Annotated in this window: 20 protein-coding genes; 6 read left to right on the forward strand and 14 right to left on the reverse strand. The window is 71.8% G+C overall.

The annotated features are described in order from the left end of the window. Positions 1–19: 19 nt before the first annotated feature. The 4 genes from AB0M28_RS12785 to deoC form a co-directional block, all read right to left on the reverse strand. The gene (locus AB0M28_RS12785; RefSeq protein ID WP_365402251.1) at positions 20–622 is read right to left on the reverse strand and encodes an ATP-binding protein; all 603 of its coding nucleotides are present in this window, start codon (positions 620–622) and stop codon (positions 20–22) included. A gap of 109 nt (positions 623–731) precedes the next feature. Next, complete coding sequence (locus tag AB0M28_RS12790) at positions 732–1,634, reverse strand: aldehyde dehydrogenase family protein (protein WP_365402254.1); 903 nt, start codon at positions 1,632–1,634, stop codon at positions 732–734. After that, positions 1,627–3,075, reverse strand: a complete 1,449-nt coding sequence (locus AB0M28_RS12795) for an aldehyde dehydrogenase family protein (protein ID WP_365402257.1) — start codon at positions 3,073–3,075, stop codon at positions 1,627–1,629. Before AB0M28_RS12795 ends, AB0M28_RS12790 begins: the two co-directional genes overlap by 8 nt. A gap of 5 nt (positions 3,076–3,080) precedes the next feature. Next, a complete protein-coding gene (gene deoC / locus AB0M28_RS12800; RefSeq protein WP_365402309.1) occupies positions 3,081–4,061 on the reverse strand; it encodes a deoxyribose-phosphate aldolase in 981 nt (326 codons plus the stop codon). Between the two features lie 174 nt (positions 4,062–4,235). On the opposite strand from deoC, the gene AB0M28_RS12805 reads away from it, so the two are divergent. Then, a complete protein-coding gene (locus tag AB0M28_RS12805; RefSeq protein ID WP_365402260.1) occupies positions 4,236–4,880 on the forward strand; it encodes a PH domain-containing protein in 645 nt (214 codons plus the stop codon). Between the two features lie 278 nt (positions 4,881–5,158). Here the strand turns inward: AB0M28_RS12805 and AB0M28_RS12810 are convergent, their stop codons facing one another. Next, positions 5,159–5,965, reverse strand: coding sequence for a SigE family RNA polymerase sigma factor (locus AB0M28_RS12810; protein ID WP_365402262.1), 807 nt, complete (start codon positions 5,963–5,965; stop codon positions 5,159–5,161). A 188-nt stretch (positions 5,966–6,153) separates the two neighbouring features. On the opposite strand from AB0M28_RS12810, the gene AB0M28_RS12815 reads away from it, so the two are divergent. The 4 genes from AB0M28_RS12815 (at position 6,154) to AB0M28_RS12830 (ending at position 9,777) form a co-directional block, all read left to right on the forward strand. Then, positions 6,154–6,894, forward strand: a complete 741-nt coding sequence (locus tag AB0M28_RS12815) for an aminoglycoside phosphotransferase family protein (RefSeq protein WP_365402265.1) — start codon at positions 6,154–6,156, stop codon at positions 6,892–6,894. Between the two features lie 137 nt (positions 6,895–7,031). Beyond that, positions 7,032–7,709, forward strand: a complete 678-nt coding sequence (afsQ1, locus tag AB0M28_RS12820; protein WP_365402268.1) for a two-component system response regulator AfsQ1 — start codon at positions 7,032–7,034, stop codon at positions 7,707–7,709. A 38-nt stretch (positions 7,710–7,747) separates the two neighbouring features. Beyond that, positions 7,748–9,187 (forward strand): HAMP domain-containing sensor histidine kinase, encoded by a 1,440-nt coding sequence (locus AB0M28_RS12825; RefSeq protein ID WP_365402312.1) that lies wholly within the window; start codon positions 7,748–7,750, stop codon positions 9,185–9,187. After that, positions 9,184–9,777 carry a hypothetical protein gene (locus AB0M28_RS12830; protein ID WP_365402271.1) on the forward strand — a complete coding sequence of 198 codons (594 nt, stop codon included), beginning with the start codon at positions 9,184–9,186 and terminating at the stop codon, positions 9,775–9,777. Before AB0M28_RS12825 ends, AB0M28_RS12830 begins: the two co-directional genes overlap by 4 nt. 53 nt (positions 9,778–9,830) lie before the next feature. Here AB0M28_RS12830 and AB0M28_RS12835 read toward each other — a convergent pair whose 3' ends face one another. Continuing rightward, on the reverse strand, positions 9,831–10,811 hold the full coding sequence (locus AB0M28_RS12835; protein ID WP_365402274.1) for a LysR family transcriptional regulator: 981 nt from the start codon (positions 10,809–10,811) through the stop codon (positions 9,831–9,833). A gap of 63 nt (positions 10,812–10,874) precedes the next feature. On the opposite strand from AB0M28_RS12835, the gene AB0M28_RS12840 reads away from it, so the two are divergent. Continuing rightward, on the forward strand, positions 10,875–12,176 hold the full coding sequence (locus tag AB0M28_RS12840) for an MFS transporter (protein WP_365402277.1): 1,302 nt from the start codon (positions 10,875–10,877) through the stop codon (positions 12,174–12,176). Between the two features lie 302 nt (positions 12,177–12,478). Here the strand turns inward: AB0M28_RS12840 and AB0M28_RS12845 are convergent, their stop codons facing one another. The 8 genes from AB0M28_RS12845 to AB0M28_RS12880 form a co-directional block, all read right to left on the reverse strand. After that, positions 12,479–13,819, reverse strand: coding sequence for a hypothetical protein (locus AB0M28_RS12845; RefSeq protein WP_365402280.1), 1,341 nt, complete (start codon positions 13,817–13,819; stop codon positions 12,479–12,481). Between the two features lie 211 nt (positions 13,820–14,030). Continuing rightward, positions 14,031–15,308, reverse strand: a complete 1,278-nt coding sequence (locus AB0M28_RS12850; RefSeq protein WP_365402283.1) for a thymidine phosphorylase — start codon at positions 15,306–15,308, stop codon at positions 14,031–14,033. Positions 15,309–15,343: 35 nt separating this feature from the next. Continuing rightward, the gene (locus AB0M28_RS12855) at positions 15,344–15,739 is read right to left on the reverse strand and encodes a cytidine deaminase (protein WP_365402286.1); all 396 of its coding nucleotides are present in this window, start codon (positions 15,737–15,739) and stop codon (positions 15,344–15,346) included. Beyond that, the gene (locus tag AB0M28_RS12860) at positions 15,739–16,995 is read right to left on the reverse strand and encodes an ABC transporter permease (RefSeq protein WP_365402289.1); all 1,257 of its coding nucleotides are present in this window, start codon (positions 16,993–16,995) and stop codon (positions 15,739–15,741) included. The genes AB0M28_RS12855 and AB0M28_RS12860 overlap by 1 nt, the downstream gene beginning before the upstream one ends. Further along, complete coding sequence (locus AB0M28_RS12865) at positions 16,995–18,113, reverse strand: ABC transporter permease (RefSeq protein ID WP_365402291.1); 1,119 nt, start codon at positions 18,111–18,113, stop codon at positions 16,995–16,997. The genes AB0M28_RS12860 and AB0M28_RS12865 overlap by 1 nt, the downstream gene beginning before the upstream one ends. Beyond that, on the reverse strand, positions 18,110–19,777 hold the full coding sequence (locus AB0M28_RS12870; RefSeq protein WP_365402315.1) for an ABC transporter ATP-binding protein: 1,668 nt from the start codon (positions 19,775–19,777) through the stop codon (positions 18,110–18,112). The genes AB0M28_RS12865 and AB0M28_RS12870 overlap by 4 nt, the downstream gene beginning before the upstream one ends. A 290-nt stretch (positions 19,778–20,067) precedes the next feature. Further along, complete coding sequence (locus AB0M28_RS12875) at positions 20,068–21,126, reverse strand: BMP family ABC transporter substrate-binding protein (protein WP_365402294.1); 1,059 nt, start codon at positions 21,124–21,126, stop codon at positions 20,068–20,070. A gap of 246 nt (positions 21,127–21,372) precedes the next feature. Beyond that, the gene (locus AB0M28_RS12880; protein ID WP_365402297.1) at positions 21,373–22,428 is read right to left on the reverse strand and encodes a BMP family ABC transporter substrate-binding protein; all 1,056 of its coding nucleotides are present in this window, start codon (positions 22,426–22,428) and stop codon (positions 21,373–21,375) included. Positions 22,429–22,619 lie beyond the last annotated feature (191 nt).

Below are 22,619 nucleotides of genomic sequence, written 5' to 3' on the forward strand. Positions count from 1 at the left end.
GCGGCCGCCCCGGCGGGGCCTACCCCGCCACCGTCTCCCGACCCGCCGCCGCGATCCGCGTCAGCGCCTCGCGTTTGCCGCAGGCGTGGGCGCCCAGCGCCGCCTGGCGGGCGACGATCGCCGGTTCCGCCTGCATGAGGCGCCAGCCGCGCAGCAGCAGGACGTGCGGGGCCTTGCGGCCCTCGCGGAGGTCGCGCAGGAGGCGGCGGCGGAACGTGCGGCCCGCGCCGCGGTGCAGGCAGAGCGCGTCGGCCAGCAGTCCGCGGTCGGCGACCGCCCGGACGATCTCCGCGGCGAAGATGCCCTCCGCGATGAACAGCGGGGCGTCCTTCAGATCGAAGACCTCGTGCCCCGTCACCGCGCTCTTGCCGATGTCGTACAGGGGGGTGTCCGTCCGGCCCGTCGCGCACAGCTCGGCGATGGCGGCGACGGCCGCCTCCGCGTTCCAGGAGCCGGGCGCGTCCCAGTCGACGCCGTGCCCGCCGTCGAACAGGGGCAGCGTCGGGTCGTCGCCCTCCTTGTAGAAGTCGTCGAGGCGCAGCACGGGAAGTCCCGCCTCGGCGGCGAGGCGGGACTTACCGGAACCGGACGGGCCGGTCAGCAGGATGACGCGAGCGGGCATGACTTCCAGTATGGGGTGGAGCGGGCGGGCCGTCGTAGGCCCCGGGCCTTCGTGGTTCGGGCAGCCCGTCGTACGGCCGGTCGCCCCGGCCGTACGACGGCGGAAGCGGTCAGTACGAGGAGCCGCCCGCGCCCAGCGAGCCGGTCGGGTGCCAGACCGTCTTCGTCTCCAGGAACGCCTTCATACGGTCCAGTCCCGGATCCACCGCCCAGTCGTCGGTGCCCCCCCGCAGCACCCGCTTGAGGTTCTCCGCGGCGGCCACCTCCAGCTCCGTCGCCAGCTCCCGGGAGGCGGTGGCGCCGGTGAGGTCGATCCCGTTCACGTCCATGTGCGCGGCCAGCGTCGGCGCGATCTCCGCCGTGAAGCCGGAGAGGACGTTGACGGTCCCGCCGGGGACGTCCGAGGTGGCCAGCACCTCGCCCAGCGAGAGGGCCGGCAGCGGACGCGTCTGCGAGGTGACGACCACGGCCGTGTTGCCCGTGGCGATCACCGGGGCGAGCACCGACACCAGGCCCAGCAGCGAGGACTCCTGCGGGGCGAGGACGGCGACGACGCCCGTCGGCTCCGGCGTGGAGAGGTTGAAGTACGGCCCCGCGACCGGGTTCGCGCCGCCCGCGACCTGGGCGATCTTGTCGGTCCAGCCGGCGTACCAGATCCACCGGTCGATGGCCGCGTCGACCTGCGCCGCGGCCTTGGCCTTGGACGACCCCTCGGCCTCGGCGACCTCCAGCGCGTACTGCTCGCGGCGGCCCTCCAGCATCTCGGCGATGCGGTAGAGGATCTGGCCGCGGTTGTACGCCGTGGCGCCCGACCAGGCGCCGAACGCCTTGCGGGCGGCGACTACCGCGTCGCGGGCGTCCTTGCGGGAGGACTGCGGGACGTTCGCGAGCCAGCGGCCCTTGGCGTCACTCACCTCGTACACCCGTCCGCTCTCGGAGCGGGGGAACTTGCCCCCGACGAAGTTCTTGTAGGTCTTGAGGACGCTCAGCCGCGTCGCGGTGGACTCAGACATCGAGGTACGCCTCCAGACCGTGCCGGCCGCCCTCGCGGCCGAAACCCGACTCCTTGTAGCCGCCGAACGGCGAGGTCGGGTCGAACTTGTTGAACGTGTTGGCCCAGATCACGCCCGCCCGCAGGCTGTTCGCCACGGACAGGATCCGCGAGCCCTTCTCCGTCCAGATACCGGCCGACAGCCCGTACTGGCTGTTGTTGGCCTTCGCGACGGCCTCCGCCGGCGTACGGAACGTCAGCACGGACAGCACCGGGCCGAAGATCTCCTCGCGCGCGATCCGGTGCGCCTGGGTGACGCCGGTGAACAGCGTCGGCGCGAACCAGAAGCCGTTGCCGGGCAGCTCGCACGGGGCGGTCCAGCGCTCCGCGCCCTCCGCCTCGCCGGCCTCGCTCAGCGCCGTGATCCGGGCCAGCTGCTCGGCGGAGTTGATGGCGCCGATGTCGGTGTTCTTGTCGAGCGGGTCGCCCAGGCGCAGGGTGGAGAGCCGGCGCTTGAGCGAGTCCAGCAGCTCGTCGCGGACCGACTCCTGGACCAGCAGCCGCGAGCCCGCGCAGCAGACCTGGCCCTGGTTGAAGAAGATGCCGTTGACGATGCCCTCGACGGCCTGGTCGATGGGGGCGTCGTCGAAGACGATGTTCGCGCCCTTGCCGCCGAGCTCCAGGGTGACCTTCTTGTGCGTGCCCGCGATCGACCGGGCGATGGACCGGCCGACGGCGGTGGAGCCGGTGAAGGCGACCTTGTCGACGCCCGGGTGCTCGACGAGGGCGGCGCCCGTCGTCCCGTCGCCGGTGATGATGTTGACGACGCCGCGGGGCAGCCCGGCCTGGCGGCAGATGTCCGCGAAGAACAGCGCCGACAGCGGCGTGGTCTCCGCGGGCTTCAGGACGACCGTGTTGCCCGTCGCCAGCGCCGGGGCGATCTTCCACGCCAGCATCAGCAGCGGGAAGTTCCACGGGATGACCTGGCCGGCGACCCCGAGGGGCCGCGGCGACGGGCCGAAACCGGCGTGGTCGAGCTTGTCGGCCCAGCCCGCGTAGTAGAAGAAGTGCGCCGCGACCAGCGGCAGGTCCGCGTCACGCGTCTCGCGGATCGGCTTGCCGTTGTCGAGGGTCTCCAGGACGGCCAGCTCGCGCGAGCGCTCCTGGATGATGCGGGCGATGCGGTACAGGTACTTGCCGCGCTCGGCGCCCGGCAGCGCGGACCAGGACGCGAACGCCTTGCGGGCCGCCTGCACGGCCCGGTCCACGTCCGCCGCGCCGGCCTGGGCGACCTCGGACAGCACCTCCTCGGAGGACGGGGAGATGCTCTTGAAGACCTTGCCGTCGGCCGCGTCGGTGAACCCGCCGTCGATGTACAGCCCGTAGCTGGGCGCGATGTCGACGACGGACCTGGACTCGGGGGCGGGGGCGTAGTCGAACGCCGGAGACTTCTTGTTTGCCATCGTGATCAGTCCACCGTCACGTAGTCGGGGCCGGAGTAGCGGCCGGTGCTCAGCTTCTGCCGCTGCATCAGCAGGTCGTTGAGCAGGGAGGAGGCGCCGAAACGGAACCAGGTGTTCGTCAGCCAGTCCTCGCCCGCGGTCTCGTTCACGAGCACCAGGAACTTGACCGCGTCCTTGGACGTCCGGATTCCGCCCGCCGGCTTCACCCCGATCTGTACTCCAGTCTGCTCCCGGAAGTCGCGCACGGCCTCCAGCATCAGCAGGGTGTTCGCCGGGGTGGCGTTGACGGCGACCTTGCCGGTGGAGGTCTTGATGAAGTCGGCGCCCGCGAGCATGCCGATCCAGCTGGCGCGCCGGATGTTGTCGTACGTCGAGAGCTCGCCGGTCTCGAAGATGACCTTGAGCCGGGCCTTGCCGGAGGCGTCCTTCACGGCGCGGATCTCGTCGTACACGTCGAGGTACCGGCCCGCCAGGAAGGCGCCGCGGTCGATGACCATGTCGATCTCGTCCGCGCCCGCGGCGACGGCCTCCCGGGTGTCCGCGATCTTGACCTCGCGCGAGACGCGGCCCGCGGGGAAGCCGGTGGCCACGGAGGCCACCTTCACACCGGAGCCCTTGAGGGCCTCGGCGGCGACGCCCGCCATGTCCGGGTAGACGCAGATCGCCGCGACCCTGGGCGTGGTGCGGTCCAGGGGGTCGGGGTTGATGCCCTTGGCGCACAGGGAGCGCACCTTGCCGGCGGTGTCGGCGCCCTCCAGCGTGGTCAGGTCGATCATCGAGATGGCCAGGTCGATGGCGTACGCCTTGGCCGTCGTCTTGATGGACCGGGTACCCAGAGACGCCGCCCGCGCCTCCAGGCCGACGGGGTCCACTCCGGGAAGCCCGTGCAGGAAGCGGCGGAAGGCGCTGCCGGAGGAGGTGACCTCCGCGGCGAGCCGCTCGGCGGTGGCGCGGTCGGCGCGCGCGGCGGTTGTTTGGGGGGACATGCTCACCAGACGAGCATATCTACACGCGTAGCGGCGCGTCATCCCCCACAGCGGGGACCGGAGCGCACCGCCCTTCGCGGCACGGGTCCCGGCGTACCGTCCGGACCCGGCGCGCTGCCGATCGATGCCGTACCGCAATGTCCGGATAGCGGACCGTGGGGCAGAATCGGGCGCATGAGCTCGGACAAGCCCTCGACGCCGCCGCCCGCCGACCAGCCCGTCTTCGCGGACCGCACCTACCGGTCCATCGGCGGGATCGTGGGGGGTGTGCTGGTGCTGGCCCTCGCGCTGTGGCTGGGGATCGACGCCCTGGTCCAGGGGGACGGGCGGGCCAGGGTGCTGGCCGTCACCGCGCTGCTGTGGGTGGTGCCCCTGGTCGTCGCCTTCGCGCTGCGGCCGGCCGTGTACGCCAACACGGAGCGGATGCGCGTACGCAATCCGATGCGCACGCTGACCGTGCCGTGGGCTGTGGTGGACGAGCTGCGCTCGGGGCTGAACAACGAGTTCTTCGCCGACGGGAAGAAGTACCAGCTCTGGGCCATTCCGGTGTCCCTGCGGGGCCGCCGGCGCGCGGGCCGCAAGCAGTACCGGGCGGAGCGCGGCCGGCGCGGCGGGGCCGCCGCCGAGACCACGCAGCACGTTCCGGAGGACTTCCGGCACTCGGGCGACCAGTCGATGGGCGATCTGCGCGAGCTGCTCGCCATGAACGCGCAGCGGCCGGAGGCCGCCGGGACGCTGACCGTGCGCTGGGCGTGGGAGATCATCGCGCCGCTGGCGGTGGGGCTGGTCGGGTTCGTGGTGACGCTGATCGCCGGCTGAGACCGGCCGCCCGGGGACGTACCCGGGCACACAGACGCCCGGCCACGCACCCGGGTACACAAACGAAGGAGCGGGACCGGTCCAGCCGACCGGTCCCGCTCCTGTTCCCCCAGGGGTTCCCCCGAACCCCCCGTTTCCCCCCGTGACGCCTGCCCCGGCCCCTTCCTCAGGCGGTGCGGACCCCCATCCGCACCACGGCCGGCGCCCGGCGCCGTGTCCGCCCCCGTGAGTCCGGTGACGAACAGGTCCGGGGCCATGCCCCGGACCTCGTTCCGCGGTCAGGCGACGAGCTCCCCGAAGCACTCCTCCTCGTCGCGGCCGAAGCTGAGCGCCTCGTCCTCGCGCAGCCGGCGCAGCGAGCGCCAGATGCTGCTCTTGACCGTGCCGACGCTGATGTTCAGCGTCTCGGCGATCTCCGGGTCCGTGCGGCCCTCGTAGTAGCGCAGGACGAGCATCGTGCGCTGCAGTTCGGGCAGCCGGGCCAGCGCCTGCCAGAGCACCGCGCGCAGCTCGGTGCCGCGCATGGCGTCCGTCTCGGCGGCCGTCTCGGGCAGTTCCTCGGTCGGGTACTCGGCGAGCTTGCGCCGGCGCCAGGCCGAGATGTGCAGATTGGTCATCGTCCGGCGGAGATAGCCCCCCACCGCCGCCTTGTCGCTGATCCGGTCCCAGGCCCGGTACGTCGAGAACAGCGCCGTCTGGAGCAGGTCCTCGGCCTCGAACCGGTCACCGGTCAGGTGGTAGGCGGTGGCGTACAGGGAGGCGCGGCGCTCCGCCACGTAGGCGGTGAACTCCGCCTCCGTGATGGAGATCCGCTCCCCCGAGCCCTCCCCGTACGCCGTCCCCCCGCTGTTCCCCCCGTCGCCCCCCACGCCCGCGTCGTCCGAGGCGGGCGCCTCGATCGCGACCATGTGACGCCGACCGGTACCGCGGGTGCATCCCCGCCCTCCCCCGAGCGCTCGCATGCGCTCGGGCGAGGAAGCACCCCCGTCGGCACCGGAGTTGGTGAACAGCTCCAGACCGCGTCCGTTCGTGTGCAGACGTGTCTGAACGCTGGTGCCGTTCGTGCTGTCGTGCAGTGCGTTCATCGGTCCGCCCCCCGGGTCGTGTGGAGCTGTTTCTGGCTGACCCCACAGAGACTGCCCGGCGAGCTTCATGGCGCTGTCCGTCGACTGTCACAGCTGTGCAACAGGCCCCGTGCGCCTCCGGGAGGATCACGCGCGCCGCCACCGAAATCCCGGCGACGCCGACGGCGGCCGCCGGGATACTGCTCGCCATGGATGAGGTCGAGATCGTCGTCGCCCATTCCGAGCGCGCCACCCTGCGCGTCGGCGACGTGTTCCTGAAGGTGGATGCGGATCAGGCGCGTATCGACACCGAGGTCGCGGCGATGGCCCTGGCGCCTGTCCCGACCCCTGAGGTCCTGTGGCAGCGGCCGCCCGTGCTCGCGATCGCCGCGGTCCCGGGCACGGCGCTCGGCCGCCTCGGCGAACCCTCGACCGCCTCGCCGGCGGCGTGGGCCGCCGCGGGTGCCGCCGTCCGGAAGCTGCACGACGCGCCGCTGCCGCCCTGGCCCCGCCGGGGAAAGGGCGCCGACGAGCTGGCGGCGGATCTCGAGGCCGAGTGCGGGCTGCTCGTGACGAACGGCGTCCTGCCCGCCGACCTGGTCACCCGCAACCGACAGGTCGCCGAGGCCGCGCTCCGCCCGTGGACCGAGGTGTTCACGCACGGCGATCTGCAGATCACGCATGTGTTCACCGACGGTGACGAGGTCACGGGCATCATCGACTGGTCCGAGGGGGGCCCGGGTGACGCCCTGTTCGACCTCGCCGTCCTGACCCTCGGGCACGAGGAGCGCCTCGGCGACCTCGTCGCCGGTTACGGCGACGTCGACGTCGACGTGATCCGCGGGTGGTGGTCCCTGCGCAGTCTGCTGGCGGTCCGCTGGCTGATCGAGCACGGCTTCGACCCGTTCATCCCGGGCGCCGAGGTCGACGTGCTGCGGGCCCGGATGTGAGGCCTGATCCGAGGCCGGACGTGAGACCGGACGGGCGGCCGCCCCAGCGGGCACCGGAGTCACGACATCGGCCCTTCGGGGCGCCCGGACCGTCAGGCGGGTCGAAGCCTGGGCCCGCGTAGGCCAGAATGACGCGCGTGCCTTCTCTGTTGCTCATCGAGGACGACGACGCCATCCGTACGGCCCTCGAACTGTCGCTGTCCCGCCAGGGCCATCGGGTGATGACCGCTGCGTCGGGAGAGGACGGGCTGAAGCTCCTGAAGGAGCAACGGCCCGACCTCATCGTGCTGGACGTCATGCTGCCGGGCATCGACGGCTTCGAGGTGTGCCGCCGGATCCGCCGCACCGACCAGCTGCCGATCATCCTGCTCACCGCGCGCAGCGACGACATCGACATCGTCGTGGGGCTCGAGTCCGGGGCGGACGACTACGTCGTCAAGCCGGTGCAGGGCCGGGTGCTGGACGCCCGGATCCGCGCCGTGCTGCGCCGCGGTGAGCGCGAGACCACGGACACCGCGACGTTCGGGAGCCTGGTCATCGACCGGTCGGCGATGACGGTGACCAAGAACGGCGAGGATCTGCAACTCACGCCCACCGAGCTGCGGTTGCTGCTGGAGCTGAGCCGCCGGCCCGGCCAGGCGCTGTCGCGGCAGCAACTGCTGCGGCTGGTCTGGGAGCACGACTACCTCGGCGACTCGCGGCTGGTCGACGCCTGTGTGCAGCGGCTGCGCGCCAAGGTGGAGGACGTGCCGTCGACGCCGACGCTGATCAAGACGGTCCGCGGAGTGGGCTACCGGCTGGACAGCCCCTCGTGACCAAGGCCCCCGGCCGGCTCCGCGGCTGGACCTCGTCCATGCTGCGCTGGATAAGCCTGCGGCTGCGCCTGGTGATCGTGTTCGCCCTGGTGGCGCTGGTCTCCGCGGTGTCCGTGGCGGGCATCGCGTACTGGCTGAACCGGGACTCGGTGCTCAAACGCACCCAGGACGCCTCGCTGCGCAGCTTCCGCGAGGGGCTGAAGGACGGCACCGACAGGCTGCCGCTGGACGCCGACTGCGCGGCCGTGCGCAACGCGGCCGGCCAGATCGCCGACACCGAGCAGAACTACTCGGTGCTGATCCTCACCGACGGGCGGCCCGGCTGCCCCGCGTCCTCCAGCGCGTCCTTCGACGCCGCCATGATCCCGCCGAAGCTGAAGGCGGCCGTCGACTCGCGGCGCGACGACGACGAGGACACGTACCACCTGTACTGGCAGCGCGTCACGATGGGCGGCACACCCTTCCTGATCGGCGGTACCCGGGTCGAGGGCAGCGACTGGACCGGCTACATGCTGAAGTCGCTGGACGCCGAGCGCGACGACCTCAACTCCCTGGCCTGGTCGCTGGGCATCGCCACCGCCCTGTCCCTGATCGGCTCCGCGCTGCTGGCGCAGGCGGCCGCGACGACGGTGCTGCGGCCCGTACAGCGGCTGGGCGAGGCGGCGCGCGCGCTCGGCGAGGGCAAGCTCGACACCCGGCTGCGGGTCACCGGCACCGACGAACTGGCCGATCTCTCCCGGACGTTCAACCAGACCGCCGAGCGGCTGCAGCAGCAGGTGGAGGACCTCAGCGAGCGGGACAAGGCCAGTCGGCGGTTCGTCGCCGACATGTCGCACGAGCTGCGCACCCCGCTGACCGCGATCACCGCGGTGACGGACGTGCTCGAGGAGGAGCAGGACTCGCTCGACCCGATGATCGCCCCGGCGGTGGCGCTGGTGGTCAGCGAGACCCGGCGGCTGAACGACCTGGTCGAGAATCTGATGGAGGTCACCCGCTTCGACGCCGGTACGGCGCGGCTCGTGGCGGACGAGGTGGACGTGGCCGACCAGATCACGGCGTGCGTCGACGCGCGCGCCTGGCTGGACGCGGTGGACCTGGACGCGCCGCGCGGGCTCGTGGCGCGGCTCGATCCGCGCCGGCTCGACGTGATCCTCGCCAATCTGATCGGCAACGCGCTGAAGCACGGCGGATCCCCCGTACGGGTGACGGCCCGGCTGGAGGGCGAGGAGCTGGTGGTGGAGGTCGCCGACAACGGCCCCGGCATCCCCGAGGACGTGCTGCCGCACGTCTTCGACCGGTTCTACAAGGCGGACGCCTCCCGCGCCCGCTCGGAGGGCAGCGGGCTGGGCCTGTCCATCGCGGCGGAGAACGCCCGTATCCACGGCGGCGCCATCTCCGCCGCCAACCGGCCCGAGGGCGGCGCGGTGTTCACGCTGCGGCTGCCCCGGTACGCGCCCACGCCGGAGGAGGACCGATGACCGCGCGACTGCGCCGGGCGGCCGCCGTGGCCCTGCTGGCCGCCGCGCTCGCCGGCTGCGGCATCCGCCCCACCAGCGTGCCGGTGGACGCCGGCTCCGCGCCCACCCGGGCCCGCTGCGGCGGCGAGAACCCGCCCACGCCGGGTGCCACGCCGCGCGAGGGGGCGCAGCTGATGGACGTCTACTTCGTGTGCGGGGCGAAGATCGCGCCCGTCCGCCGCAACATGGAGCGGGCCCAGGGCGTACCGGCCGCGCAGGCGCGGCAGACCCTGAAGCAGGAGCTGCTGGACGCGCTGCGGGACGGCCCCGGCGCCAAGGAGAGCCTCGACGGCTACTCGACCGGCGTCGACGACATCGCGCTGGTACGGGCCCGAACGGGCGACCCGGCGGCGGCGGTGCGCTTCGACCGCGACCCCGAGCAGCTGACCCGGACGGCGCTGGCCCAGCTGGTGTGCACGTACGCGGGGCTGGGCGACGGGCGCGAGGCGGTGCTGGGGACGGCGCACCGGCTGCGGGAGTACGCCTGTACGGACGAGGTGCGCGAGAATCCGTCGCGGGTGCTAAACGGGGTGCGGGACTTCGAGGGGTGAGGGGGGCGGCTCAGGGCGGCTGGGCCTTCATCCTGCCGTCGGGGAGCCCTCGTTCAGCCCGCGAGCAGTCTCCCTCTGCGGCCCAGCAGGAACTTCTTGAACGCCGCCACCGGGGGCGTGTCCGTGTGCCCCGCCAGCCACGCCAGGCCGATCTCCCGCACCGCCCGCGGCGCCGTCACCGTCAGCTCCGCCACCCCGGGGCGGGCCACCGCGGGCGGCGGCAGCAGCGCCACGCCCAGGCCCGCGGCGACCAGTCCGCGCAGCGTCTCCGTCTCCTCCCCCTCGAACGCCACCCGGGGCTTGAACCCCGCCTCGGCGCACAGCGCGTCGGTGATGCGGCGCAGGCCGTAGCCCTTCTCCAGGGTCACGAAGACCTCGTCCGCCGCCTCCGCCAGCCGCACCCGGCGCCGGGACGCCAGCCGGTGGTCCTCCGGTACGACCAGACGCAGCCGCTGCTCGTCCAGCCGCCGGGCCTCGAGGTCCGGGGCGTCGGGGACCGGCGAGGTCAGACACAGGTCCAGTTCGCCCTCGCGGAGCCGGTCGATCATCCACTCGCCGTACGACTGGACCAGCTGGAACCGCACCCGCGGATGGTCGGTCCGGAACTCGCGCAGCAGCTCCGGTACGGTCTCGGGGCCCATGGTGTGCAGGAAGCCGAACGCCACCTTGCCCGCCGAGGGGTCCGCGTCCGCCCGTACGGACTCCGCGGCGCGGCCCACCTCCCCGAGCGCCCGCTCGGCGGCGGCGAGGAAGTCCCGGCCGGCCCGGGTGAGGGTCAGGGCGCGGCCGTGCCGGGCGAAGAGCTCCACGCCCAGGTCGGCCTCCAGCCGGGCCACGGCCCGGCTCAACGTGGGCTGGGGGACGCCGAGTTCGGCGGCGGCGCGGGTGACGTGCTCGTGGCGGGCGACGGCGGCGAACTGCGCGAGGCGGGGGGCGAGGAGGGCGGCCCAGGCGGCGGTACCTTCTGTAACAGAAATATCTTCCAGGTGTCCAGACGGTGACAACCGTCGCTCTGACCTGCGCTCATTCTCCATTGCATGAGTATGGCTCCAATCATGCATTGGACGCATTATTTTGCCTTGCGTAGTTTCGGGGACATGCCTGCCGAACCAGTCCAGGCGTCCACCGAGCTTGCTGTGGGCGCCTCTGCCCCGTCGTACCCCGACACCTCCGCCGTCTCCGGCCCCGCCCCCGTCGCCAAACTCACCCCGGGCGGTGCGGGTTACCGCCGGATGGTGCTCGCGCTCTTCGCGGCGGGCGTCGCGACCTTCGCGCTGCTCTTCTCCACCCAGGCGCTGCTGCCCGCGCTCACCGCGGACCTCGGCGCCTCGGCGAGCGCGGCCAGCTGGACCGTGTCGGCGGCGACGCTGGCGCTCGCGCTGTCGGTGCTGCCGCTCAGCCTCGTGTCCGAGCGGATCGGGCGGCGGGCGCTGATGACGTACGCCCTGGCCGCCGCGGTCGCGCTGGCGCTGGTGATGCCGCTGGCCCCCGACATCACCACGCTCACCGTGCTGCGGGCGCTGCAGGGGGCGGCGATCGCGGGGATCCCCGCCTCGGCTATCGCGTACATCGCGGACGAGGTCGAAGGGCCGTCGGTGCTGGGGGCCATCGGGCTGTTCGTGGCCGGCAACAGCATCGGCGGCATGACGGGGCGGATCCTCACCGGGTGGACCGCCGAGGCGTGGGGCTGGCGGGCCGCGCTGGCGGCGGTCGCGCTGCTGGCGCTGGTCTGCGCGCTGCTGTACCGGGTCACGCTGCCGCGGGCCCGGCACTTCCGGGCGGGGCCCGTGGCGCCGCGTGCGGTGGCCTCGACCGTGCGCGGGCATCTGTCGGACGGGCTGCTGTGCCGGTTGTACGCCATCGGGGCGCTGTTCATGGTCGTCTTCGGGGCGGTCTACACCGTGATCGGGCTGCGGCTCGCCGGGGAGCCGTTCTCGCTGTCGCAGGGGCTCATCGGGTCGATCTTCGTGATCTACCTGGTGGGGACCGTGTCCTCGGCCGCGGCCGGCCGGCTGGTGGACCGGCTGGGACGGCGCGGCACGCTGTATGCGGCGGCGCTCACCACGGCCTGCGGTCTGCTGCTGTCGCTGTCGTCGTCGCTGTACGCCGTGCTGCTCGGGCTCGTGCTGCTCACGGCGGGGTTCTTCGCGGGGCACGCGGTGGCCTCCGGCTCGGTCAGCCGGGCGGCCCGGTCGGGGCGGGCGCAGGCCACGGCGCTCTACCAGGTCTCGTACTACGCCGGCTCCAGCGCGGGGGCGACGCTCGGGGCGGTCGCGTTCCACGCGGCGGGGTGGGAGGGGGTCGTCCTGCTCGGCCTTGCGGCGCTGGTGGGGGTTGGGGGGATCACGTTGTACGGGACGCGGAAGGCGTACGGTGCGCGGCTTGTGGTGGCGCGCTGATCGACGCCTCTGTCCTCAGGCGCCGGACGGGCTGGGGTTGTGGTGCGGTCCCGCTGCGCGGTGCGGTTTGCGCGGGCGCCTGCGGCGCGATTCGGCGCTTCGCGCCTCAGTCCTCAAACGCCGGACGGGCTGAGGTGGGGGTGCGGTCACGCTGCGCGGTGCGGTTTGCGTTGGCGCCTGCGGCGCGGTTCGGCGCTTCGCGCCTCAGTCCTCAAACGCCGGACGGGCTGAGGTGGGGGTGCAGTCCCGCTGCGCGGTGCGGTTTGCGTTGGCGCCTGCGGCGCGGTTCGGCGCTTCGCGCCTCAGCCCTCAGACGCCGGACGGGCTGGGGTGGTGCCGGTCGCGCTGTGTGGTGCGGTTTGTGTCGGCGGCTGCGGCGCGTGCGCCTTGGTGAGGTGGCCTGCGGGCTTCTCGGGGGCGTCCGTCGTTCCAGGCCCTTCGGTCCTTCGGGGGCCATCCGCCTTACGGGATTCCTCGGTCTTCGCGGACCCGCCTGCGGTGCTGGGCTCCGCAGCCCTCTCTGACCCGCCTGCCTTGCCGGGCTCTCCGGCCTTCTCCGACCCGCCCGCGTTGCCGGGCCGCCCGGCCTTGTCGGACCCGCCTGTCCCGCCGGGCTGCCCGGCCTTCTCCGAGCCGCCTGCCTTGCCGGGCTGTCCGGCCTTCTCGGGCCCGCCCGCCCTGCCGGGCTCTCCGGCCTTCTCCGACCCGCCCGCGTTGCCGGGCTGTCCGGCCTTGTCGGACCCGCCTGTCCTGCCGGGCTGTCCGGCCTTCTTCGAGTTGCCCGGCTTGCCGGGAGCGGCGGGGTTCTGCGGGGTGCTTGGCTTGGCGGGCAGGGACGGCTTTGTGGGCGTGGGCTTTGAGTGCTTTTCGGGCGTGCTCGGGTTTGGAGCCTTTGGCTTCCCGGGCCGGTTTCGTTCTGGCGGCTTTGCCGCGGCCGTGTGGTCGGGCTTGTCGACGCGGTGGCCTCTGCCCGTCTGGGGGTGTTTGTCGTTGGGGCCGCCCGCGGCGGCCTCCGCTCGGAGGATGTCCGCGCAGTACGGGCCCACCGGGCGGCCCTTGGCCGCCTCCGCCAGGCGGTTCGCTTCGCCGGGGCCGAGGCCGCGGCCCTGGGCCAGCGCGTCCGCGCGCTTGTGGCACAGGTCCGCCGAGCGGTCCGCGCGGTGGTCGCCGGAGTTGCCGCGGGGGGTGGCCGAGGGGTGGGTGGGGTCGGGGAAGGCCGAGGAGGGCGACGGCGTGCCGAGGGCGGGGGAGCCGGGCGGGGTGGTGGCGGGGGTGGACTGGGAGGCCACGGGGCGGGGGTCGCCGCCCAGGAAGCCGGGGACGGCGACGCCGCCCGAGGCGACCGCGACGCCGCCGGCGGTGAGCAGTGCGGCCATACCGGCGAGGGCGCCGGTGAAGAGGCGGCGGCGGTGCGGGCGGGACCGGTCGGGGGCACCCGCGCCGTGGAGTTCGCGGAACGCCTCCATGACGGCCATCCGGTCGGACTCGGCCCGTACGGGATCCACCGGCAGCGGCTCCCGCGCCGCGGCCAGGAACGTGCCCAGGCGCCGCACGTCCTCGCCCGCGTCGCGCATGTCGTCGCCGGACAGCAGCCGTTCGACCGTCAGCTCGTCCAGTCCGTCCCGCTCCTCGCGTCCCCGCACGGCACCCCTTCTGCTCGGTCGGCCGTCGGCACTCCCCCGGCCGTTCCCCGCCCACGGTACGCGCCGCGCGTCGGCGGCCGGTACGCGGTCGGGGCTCCGGGCGTACACAGGTCCATAAGACTCCACCACCGCCGGGCGGGTTGGGAAGAGACCGGGCGCGTGAGTTGTCTCTTCCCCCGCGACACAGCCCGGGGCGCGGCGCGCCCCGCGCTCAGGCGATCCGGTCCAGGATCAGCGGCACCGGCTCGAACGCCGTGTCCACCGGCCCGATCTCGTACGCGCCGGTGAGCGCCTCGAGGGCGTACGCGAACTTCTCCGACGTGTCCGTGTGCAGCGTCAGCAGCGGCTGGCCGGCCACCACCGCGTCGCCCGGCTTGGCGTGGATCTCGACGCCCGCGCCCGCCTGCACGGGGTCCTCCTTGCGGGCGCGGCCCGCGCCGAGGCGCCAGGCGGCGATGCCGACGGCGTACGCGTCGAGCCGGGTGAGGACGCCGGCGGACGGGGCCAGGATGATCTCCGTCTCCCGGGCCACCGGCAGCGTCGCGTCCGGGTCGCCGCCCTGCGCGGCGATCATGCGGCGCCAGACGTCCATCGCGGAGCCGTCCGCGAGGGCCTTCGCCGGGTCGGCGTCCCGCAGGCCCGCCGCGTCGAGCATCTCGCGGGCGAGCGCGAGGGTCAGCTCGACGACGTCCGCCGGACCGCCGCCGGCGAGGACCTCGACGGACTCGCGGACCTCCAGCGCGTTGCCGGCGGTCAGCCCGAGCGGGGTGGACATGTCGGTGAGCAGGGCGACGGTCTTCACACCGCTGTCGGTGCCCAGGCCAACCATGGTGGAGGCGAGTTCGCGGGCGTCGGCGAGGTTCTTCATGAACGCGCCGGAGCCGACCTTCACGTCCAGGACGAGCGAGCCCGTCCCCTCCGCGATCTTCTTCGACATGATGGACGACGCGATCAGCGGGATCGCCTCGACCGTGCCGGTGACGTCGCGGAGGGCGTAGAGCTTCTTGTCGGCGGGCGCGAGGCCGTCGCCGGCCGCGCAGATGACGGCGCCGGTGTCCCGCAGGACCTGCAGCATCTCCTCGTTGGACAGCAGCGCCCGCCAGCCGGGGATGGACTCCAGCTTGTCCAGCGTGCCGCCGGTGTGGCCGAGGCCGCGGCCGGAGAGCTGCGGCACGGCCGCGCCGCAGGCGGCGACGAGCGGCGCCAGCGGCAGGGTGATCTTGTCGCCTACGCCGCCCGTGGAGTGCTTGTCGGCCGTGGGCCGCGGCAGGGAGGAGAAGTCCATCCGCTCGCCGGAGGCGATCATCGCCGCGGTCCAGCGGGCGATCTCGTCGCGCTCCATGCCGTTGAGCAGGATCGCCATGGCGAGCGCGGACATCTGCTCGTCGGCGACCTCACCGCGGGTGTAGGCGTCGATGACCCAGTCGATCTGCTCGTCGCTGAGCCGGCCGCGGTCGCGCTTGGTGCGGATGACGGAGATGACGTCCATCGGACATCCCTTTCGGTGGTACGGGAGGTGAACGCTCAGCGGTTCAGGTCGTCGCGGCCGAAGGCGTCGGGCAGGATCTCCGTCATCGGGCGGACGCCCTTCTCCGTGTCCACGAGGAGGTCCGGCCCGCCGTGCTCCCACAGCAGCTGGCGGCAGCGGCCGCACGGCATCAGGACGCGGCCCGCGCCGTCGGTGCAGGTGAACGCGACGAGGCGGCCGCCGCCGGTGCGGAAGAGCTCGGAGATCAGACCGCACTCGGCGCACAGCGCCACGCCGTACGCCGCGTTCTCCACGTTGCAGCCGGAGACCACGCGGCCGTCGTCGACCAGCGCGGCCGCGCCGACCGGGTAGTTCGAGTAGGGGGCGTAGGCCCGGGCCATCACGGCCCGGGCCTCCTCCCGCAGTGCGGTCCAGTTGACCGGTGTGCTCATCAGCCCTCGCCCTTGCGGTACGGCAGACCGTCGGCCTTGGGCATCCGCAGGCGCTTGGAGAACAGCGCCAGTACGACGATGGTCGTGACGTACGGGGCCATGGCGACGAACTGGCTCGGGACCTCCTCGGTGGCCAGGTACCACCACAGCAGCATGCCCGCGATGACGGCGGTGACGGTGGCCGGGATGGCCTTGCTCTTGTACAGCTGCCAGACGACCGCCAGGGCCATCAGGATCACCAGGAGCAGCAGCAGCGCGTGCACGTTCTCGCCGCCGGAGCGGACGTTGAGGCTGTCGGTGTAGCCGAAGAGCAGCGCGCCGAGCGCCGTGCCGCCGGGCATCCAGTTGCCGAAGATCATCGTGGCGAGACCGATGTAACCGCGGTTGCCGGTCTGGCCCTCCTGGTACAGCCCCGCCGCGTCGGCGAGGAAGTAGCCGCCGAGTCCGGCCAGTCCGCCGGAGACGATCACGGCGATGTACTTGTACTTGTAGACGTTCACGCCGAGCGACTCGGCCGCGTGCGGGTTCTCACCGCAGGAGCGCAGCCTGAGCCCGAAGGGCGTACGCCACAGCACGAACCAGGTCGCCGGGATGATCAGGATCGCGAGGACCGTCAGCAGGGAGATGCCGGTCACCACGCCACCGAGGAAGCCGGCCACGTCGGAGATGAAGAACCAGTGCTTGCCGTTGAGGTCCTTCATCCAGTCGGACAGCCCCGGCACGGTGATCGTGTCGATGCGCTCGATCGGCGGCGACTGCTTCGCGCTGCCGCCCTCCTCCTGGAAGGTGAACTTCGACAGGTACTTGGTGGCGCCCAGCGCCAGGATGTTGATCGCCACACCGGAGACGATGTGGTTGACGCCGAAGGTCACCGTGGCCAGGGCGTGCAGCAGACCGCCCAGGATGCCGCCGATGACCCCGAAGAGCACACCGGTCCACGGGCCCCACTGGTAGCCGGCCCAGGCGCCGAACCAGGTGCCGAGGATCATCATGCCCTCGAGACCGATGTTGACGACGCCCGCGCGCTCGGACCACAGACCGCCCAGACCCGCGAGGCCGATCGGCACGGCGAGCCGCAGGGCGGCGGAGACCTGGCCGACGGAGGTGATGTCGTTGGCGTCCGTGATCAGCCGCACGAGGGAGACCAGGGCCAGCCCGGCGGCGATGATGATCAGGATCCACGGCCAGGTGAGCCTGAACCGCGGGGACGGCTTGCTGGACGGCTGCTTGAGCGGCGCGTCGGTCACGGTAGCCATCAGGCCGACACCTCCTCACGGTTGGCGGCCTGCGCGGCCAGCTCCTCGCCGACCTTGCGCTGCTGGCGCTTGAGGCCGTAACGGCGGACCTGCTCGTACGAGATGACAGCGGAGAGCACGATCAGGCCCTTCATGATCATGGCGATCTCGGGCGGGTAGCCCTCCAGGTTGAGCTGGTTGGACGCCTTGTCCAGGAAGGCGATGAGCAGGGCCGCGACCGCCACGCCGAGCGGGTTGTTACGGCCCAGCAGGGCGATCGTGATGCCCGTGAAGCCGACACCGACCGGGAAGGACTGGCTGTAGGTGTGGGTCTCGCCGAGCAGCACCGGCATGCCCGCGAGGCCGGCGACGGCGCCGGAGATCAGCATGCTCAGCAGCACCATGCGCTTGGCGTCCACACCGCTGGCCGCGGCGGCGGACTCCGAGGCGCCGGAGGCGCGCAGGTCGAAGCCGAAGCGGGTGCGGTTCAGGACGTACCAGTAGACGACGCCGAGCGCGGCGGCGACGAAAACGAAGCCGTAGATCTCGCCGGCGAAGTCGCTCACCTCGATGCCGGGGAACCAGCCGGACTCGTCGATCAGGCCGGTGGTGAGGTCGTTGGAGCCCTCGGCCTGCTCGCCGAACTGGTCCTTCAGCGTCAGCCAGGCGATCAGGCTGGTCGCGATGGAGTTCAGCATGATCGTGGAGACGACCTCGCTGACACCCCGGGCGGTCTTCAGGATGCCCGCGATACCCGACCAGAGGGAGCCGACCAGCATCGCGGTGACGACGATCAGCAGGATGTGGATCGGTCCGGGCGGCGAGATCTGGGCGCCGACCAGCGCCGAGACCATCGCGGCGAGCCGGTACTGGCCGTCGACGCCGATGTTGAAGAGGTTCATCCGGAAGCCGATCGCCACCGCGAGGGCCGCCAGATAGTAGGTGCCCCACTGGTTGATGATCAGGACCTGGATGTCCTGATCCTCCAGCGAGTTGAACATGATCTCGAACGGCTCGAACGGGTTGAGGCCCGAGGCGAGCAGGACGAGCGCGCTCAGCACGAACGCGATGACGATCGCCAGTACGGGGCCGGCGAGGCCGAGGAGCACCCGCTCCTTGTCGAACTTGAACGTCTTCATCGGCCGTCCTCCTCGCCCGCGGCGCTGTCGCTGTCGGATGCGTCGAGGTCGCCGCTGGCGGCACCGGTCATCGCGGAGCCCAGCTCCTCCGGGGTGATGGTGGCGGGATCGGCGTAGGCGACGAGCTTGCCGCTGAAGATCACGCGCAGGGTGTCGGACAGGCCGATCAGCTCGTCGAGGTCGGCGGAGATCAGCAGGACGGCCATGCCCTCGCGGCGGGCCTCGCGGATCTGGTCCCAGATCTGTGCCTGGGCGCCGACGTCGACACCGCGCGTGGGGTGCGCGGCGATCAGCAGCTTGGGGTGGTGGCTCATCTCGCGGCCGACGATCAGCTTCTGCTGGTTGCCGCCGGACAGGGACGCGGCCGTGACGTCGATACCGGGGGTGCGTACGTCGTACTCCTCGACGATCCGCTCGGTGTCGGCGCGGGCGGCCTTGATGTCGAGCCGGAAGCCCTTGGAGTTGGGGCGCTCGGTGACATGGCCGAGGATGCGGTTCTCCCACAGCGGGGATTCCAGCAGGATGCCGTGGCGGTGGCGGTCCTCGGGGATGTAGCCGAGGCCGGACTCGCGGCGCTTGCGCACCGGCCAGGAGGAGACGTCCGTGCCGTCGAGCAGGACGACGCCGGAGTCGGGCTTACGCATGCCGATGACCGCGTCGATCAGCTCGGTCTGGCCGTTGCCCTCGACGCCCGCGATGCCCAGCACCTCACCCTTGTGGATGGTGAACGTGACGTCGTCCAGCAGCCGGCGGCCGGTCGCGACGTGCTCGTCGCCGGCGGATCCGACGGCCGGGGCGGGCCCGACGGCCGAGGGGGCCGCGCCGCCGCCGGTGTGGGCCATCGGGGCGGCCTCGCCGCCCTCGACCAGGGTCAGGTTCCTGACCTCCAGCATCGGCACGGCGGTGACCGTCGACTCGCGGGTCTCGGGCGTGGGCAGTTCGCTGCCGACCATCAGCTCGGCGAGCTGCTTGCGGGTGACCTGGTCGGGCGTGACGGAGGCGACCGTCGTACCGCGGCGGATGACGGTGATCTCGTCGGCCACGGAGAGCACCTCGCCCAGCTTGTGCGAGATGAAGATGACCGTCAGGCCCTCGGCCTTGAGCCCGCGCAGGTTGTCGAAGAGCGCGTCGACCTCCTGCGGCACCAGCACCGCGGTCGGCTCGTCGAGGATCAGCGTCCGGGCGCCGCGGTAGAGGACCTTGAGGATCTCCACGCGCTGCCGGTCGGCGACGCCCAGGTCCTCGACCATGGCGTCGGGGCGCACCCCCAGTCCGTACGCGTCCGAGATCTCCTTGATCTTGGCGCGGGCCGCGCCGCCGATGCCGTGCAGCTTCTCGGCGCCGAGGGTGACGTTCTCCAGGACGGTGAGGTTGTCGGCCAGCATGAAGTGCTGGTGCACCATGCCGATGCCGCGGGCGATCGCGTCGGACGGACCGGAGAACACCACCGTCTCGCCGTCGACCGCGATCGTGCCCTCGTCCGGCTTGTGCATGCCGTAGAGGGTCTTCATCAGGGTGGACTTGCCCGCGCCGTTCTCACCGACGATCGCGTGCACGGTGCCCTTGCGGACCGCGATGTGGATGTCGTGGTTGGCGACGACGCCAGGGAAGCGTTTCGTGATCCCCGTCAGTTCTACGGCGGGGGGAGGGCTTGACGCGTTGATGGCGCACTCTCCGGGGACAGTCGGTGTGGGCGGGGAGGACGGGGCTTCAGGGGCGGGGAGGACGGGGCTTTCAGGGGGAACGGTAGTGCCAGGAGCCGGGTGCTACGCGCGTAGCGTACGTGACGGGGGGTCTGGGGGGCTGGTAAGCCCCCCAGAGGGACGGCAAGAGGGCCCCCCGAATGCGCAGGGGGCCCCCGTCAGCCGTGACTGCCGGCCCAAGTCGGCCGAGCCGGTCGGCTTGCGCCAACCGCGACTCCGGCTTTCGTCAACCGACGACCGCTTTCGACGGTTTACGGCTCGGTCTTGACCGTGATCTCGCCGCTGATGATCTTCTGCTTGGCGGCCTCGACCGCGGCGACGACATCCGCCATGGCCTTGTACGCCGGGTTGGTGTCGGTCAGGGCGACACCGTCGTCCGCGAGGCCGTACCGCTGCTCGCCGACGAGCGGCTTGCCGTCCTGCACGGACTTGATCATCTTGTAGACCGCACCGGTGGCGTTCTTCGTCGCCGAGGCCAGGATCTTGTCCTTGAACTTGGCGAGCGTCGGGGCCTGGTACTGGTCGGAGTCCACACCGATGGCCCACTTGCCGGCGGTGGCGACGGCGTCGATGGCGCCGTTGCCCGCGCCGCCCGCGGCGTGGTAGACGACGTCGGCGTTCTGGTCCAGCTGGCCCTCCGCGGCCGCCTTGCCCTTGGCCGGGTCGGAGAAGCCGGTGAAGTCCGGCGGCTGGGTCAGGTACTTCTTGACGACCTTGACGGACGAGTCGGTGTCCGTGACGCCCTGGACGAAACCGGCCTCGAACTTCTTGATCAGCGGAACCTCGACGCCACCGATGAAGCCGACCGTCTTGGTCTTGGTGGTCTTGGCGGCGGCGACGCCGGCCAGGTAGGAGGCCTGCTCCTCGTTGAACACGAGGTTCGCCACGTTCGCGCCCTCGACCGGGTCGTCGATGATGGCGAAGGAGGTCTTCGGGAACTTCTTGGAGACCTCGCCGACGGCCTTCGAGTAGACGAAGCCGACCGCGATGACGGGGTTGTAGCCCTTCTTGGCCAGGTCGGTGAGGCGCTGGACCTTGTCCGGGTCGCCCTCGCCCTCGGAGGGCTCGACCTCGAGGCCCTCGAAGCCGAACTCCTTCTTGGCCTGGTCGAAACCGGCCGCGGCCGCGTCGTTGAACGACAGGTCGCCCCGGCCGCCGATGTCGTATGCAAGCGCGGCGCCCTTGGCGGCACCACCCTTGCCGGAGCCACCGTTGCCGCTGCTGTCGTTGTCGTCGCCGCAGGCGGTGGCTGTGAACGCAAGTGCCGCAGTCGCGAGGCTCGCGACCGCTATCTGGGTAAGCCGACGCAAGAGAAGGCTCTCCTCGAAGTGATGGACGGACACGCCTGCGGGTGTCTCTCGACGCGTTCCCCCAGGGCGATGGTTGCGCCGCATCGTAACGCGCGTAGATGCCTGAGAAGAGAGCCTTGACCGGCTGTTATCGGATCGTCGTTAAACCCGGTCGGAGCGCGTAACACACGCCGGGGCCCGCCCGGTAGGACCGGACGGGCCCGTACTGCCTCACGACAGCGTTTGCGACGGCGTCGTCTGCGCCCGCTACGGAGTCGTCTTCACCTTGATCTCGCCGTCGATGATCTTCTGCGTGGCCTCGGCCACCGCGTCCTGGACGTCCGTCATCTCCTTGAACGCCGGGTTGGACTGCGAGAGGGAGACACCGTCGTCCTTGAGCGTGTACTGGATGACGCCCGTCTCCGGGTCGCCGGCCTCCACGGACTTGTCGAGGTCGTATACGGCGCCGGTGACGTCCTTCATGACGGACGTGAGGATCCGCTCCTTGTAGGCCGCCAGACCCGACTGCATGTACTGGTCGGAGTCGACGCCGATCGCCCACTTGCCGGCGGTCGCCGTCGCCTCGATGACACCGCGGCCGGCGCCGCCCGCGGCCTGGTAGATGACGTCGGCATTCTGGTCGAGCTGGCCCTGGGCGGCCTCCTTGCCGAGGTCGGGCTTCTCGAAGCCGGTGAAGTCCGGGGGCTGCGTCAGATACTTGGTGAGCACCTTGACCGAGTTGTCCGTGTCGGCCACGCCCTGCTTGTAACCGGCCTCGAACTTCTTGATGAGCGACGTCTCCACACCGCCGATGAAGCCCACGGTCTTGGTCTTGGTGACCATCGCCGCCACCACGCCGGCCAGATAGGAGCCCTGCTCCTCGGCGAAGACGAGGTTGGCGATGTTGTCGCCGGTCACGGACGAGTCGTCGATCAGGCCGAAGGTCGTCTTCGGGAACTTCGGGGCGACCTCCTTCACGGCAGGCGCGTAGACGAAGCCCACGGCCACGATGGGGTCGTAGCCCTTCTTGGCCAGGTCGGTGAGGCGCTGGACCTTGTCGGCGTCGGACTCGCCGGCGGACGGCTCGACCTCCACGCCCTGCCAGCCGAAGTCCTCCTTGGCCTTGTCGTACCCGGCCGCGGCGGCGTCGTTGAACGCCTGGTCACCCCGCCCGCCGACGTCGTAGGCCAGCGCCATGCCCAGGTCGCTGCTGTCTCCGCCGCCGCCGCTGCTTCCGCCGTCGTCGTCGCCGCAGGCGGTCGCGGTGAAGAGGAGCGCCGTCGCGGTGAGGGCAGCGAGGGCGATGTGGTGTACGCGACGCAAGAGGCTTCCTTTCTCTTACGGAAAGCGCCTCGTCGGTTTTGGGTGGCGCTGACTTGGTTTGCAGCGTATGTCGGGGTTGGGGGGGGTGCTTGGTGGGGGGGCTGATTGGGGGACGGGGGGTCTGGGGACGGGGGGTCTGGGGGGCTGGTAAGCCCCCCAGCGACCACCGGTCTGGTGCGCACGGGGTGGGC

Origin of the sequence: Streptomyces sp. NPDC051940 (genome assembly GCF_040680895.1) — a bacterium.
Classification (GTDB): domain Bacteria; phylum Actinomycetota; class Actinomycetes; order Streptomycetales; family Streptomycetaceae; genus Streptomyces.

Excerpts from the sequence above, each read along its gene's own strand:
- AB0M28_RS12785 (WP_365402251.1), bottom strand. The coding sequence starts at position 622 with ATGCCCGCTCGCGTCATCCTGCTGACCGGCCCGTCCGGTTCCGGTAAG.
- AB0M28_RS12790 (WP_365402254.1), bottom strand. The coding sequence starts at position 1,634 with ATGTCTGAGTCCACCGCGACGCGGCTGAGCGTCCTCAAGACCTACAAG.
- AB0M28_RS12795 (WP_365402257.1), bottom strand. The coding sequence starts at position 3,075 with ATGGCAAACAAGAAGTCTCCGGCGTTCGACTACGCCCCCGCCCCCGAG.
- deoC (WP_365402309.1), bottom strand. The coding sequence starts at position 4,061 with ATGTCCCCCCAAACAACCGCCGCGCGCGCCGACCGCGCCACCGCCGAG.
- AB0M28_RS12805 (WP_365402260.1), top strand. The coding sequence starts at position 4,236 with ATGAGCTCGGACAAGCCCTCGACGCCGCCGCCCGCCGACCAGCCCGTC.
- AB0M28_RS12810 (WP_365402262.1), bottom strand. The coding sequence starts at position 5,965 with ATGAACGCACTGCACGACAGCACGAACGGCACCAGCGTTCAGACACGT.
- AB0M28_RS12815 (WP_365402265.1), top strand. The coding sequence starts at position 6,154 with ATGGATGAGGTCGAGATCGTCGTCGCCCATTCCGAGCGCGCCACCCTG.
- AB0M28_RS12825 (WP_365402312.1), top strand. The coding sequence starts at position 7,748 with ATGCTGCGCTGGATAAGCCTGCGGCTGCGCCTGGTGATCGTGTTCGCC.
- AB0M28_RS12830 (WP_365402271.1), top strand. The coding sequence starts at position 9,184 with ATGACCGCGCGACTGCGCCGGGCGGCCGCCGTGGCCCTGCTGGCCGCC.
- AB0M28_RS12835 (WP_365402274.1), bottom strand. The coding sequence starts at position 10,811 with ATGGAGAATGAGCGCAGGTCAGAGCGACGGTTGTCACCGTCTGGACAC.
- AB0M28_RS12840 (WP_365402277.1), top strand. The coding sequence starts at position 10,875 with ATGCCTGCCGAACCAGTCCAGGCGTCCACCGAGCTTGCTGTGGGCGCC.
- AB0M28_RS12850 (WP_365402283.1), bottom strand. The coding sequence starts at position 15,308 with ATGGACGTCATCTCCGTCATCCGCACCAAGCGCGACCGCGGCCGGCTC.
- AB0M28_RS12855 (WP_365402286.1), bottom strand. The coding sequence starts at position 15,739 with ATGAGCACACCGGTCAACTGGACCGCACTGCGGGAGGAGGCCCGGGCC.
- AB0M28_RS12860 (WP_365402289.1), bottom strand. The coding sequence starts at position 16,995 with ATGGCTACCGTGACCGACGCGCCGCTCAAGCAGCCGTCCAGCAAGCCG.
- AB0M28_RS12865 (WP_365402291.1), bottom strand. The coding sequence starts at position 18,113 with ATGAAGACGTTCAAGTTCGACAAGGAGCGGGTGCTCCTCGGCCTCGCC.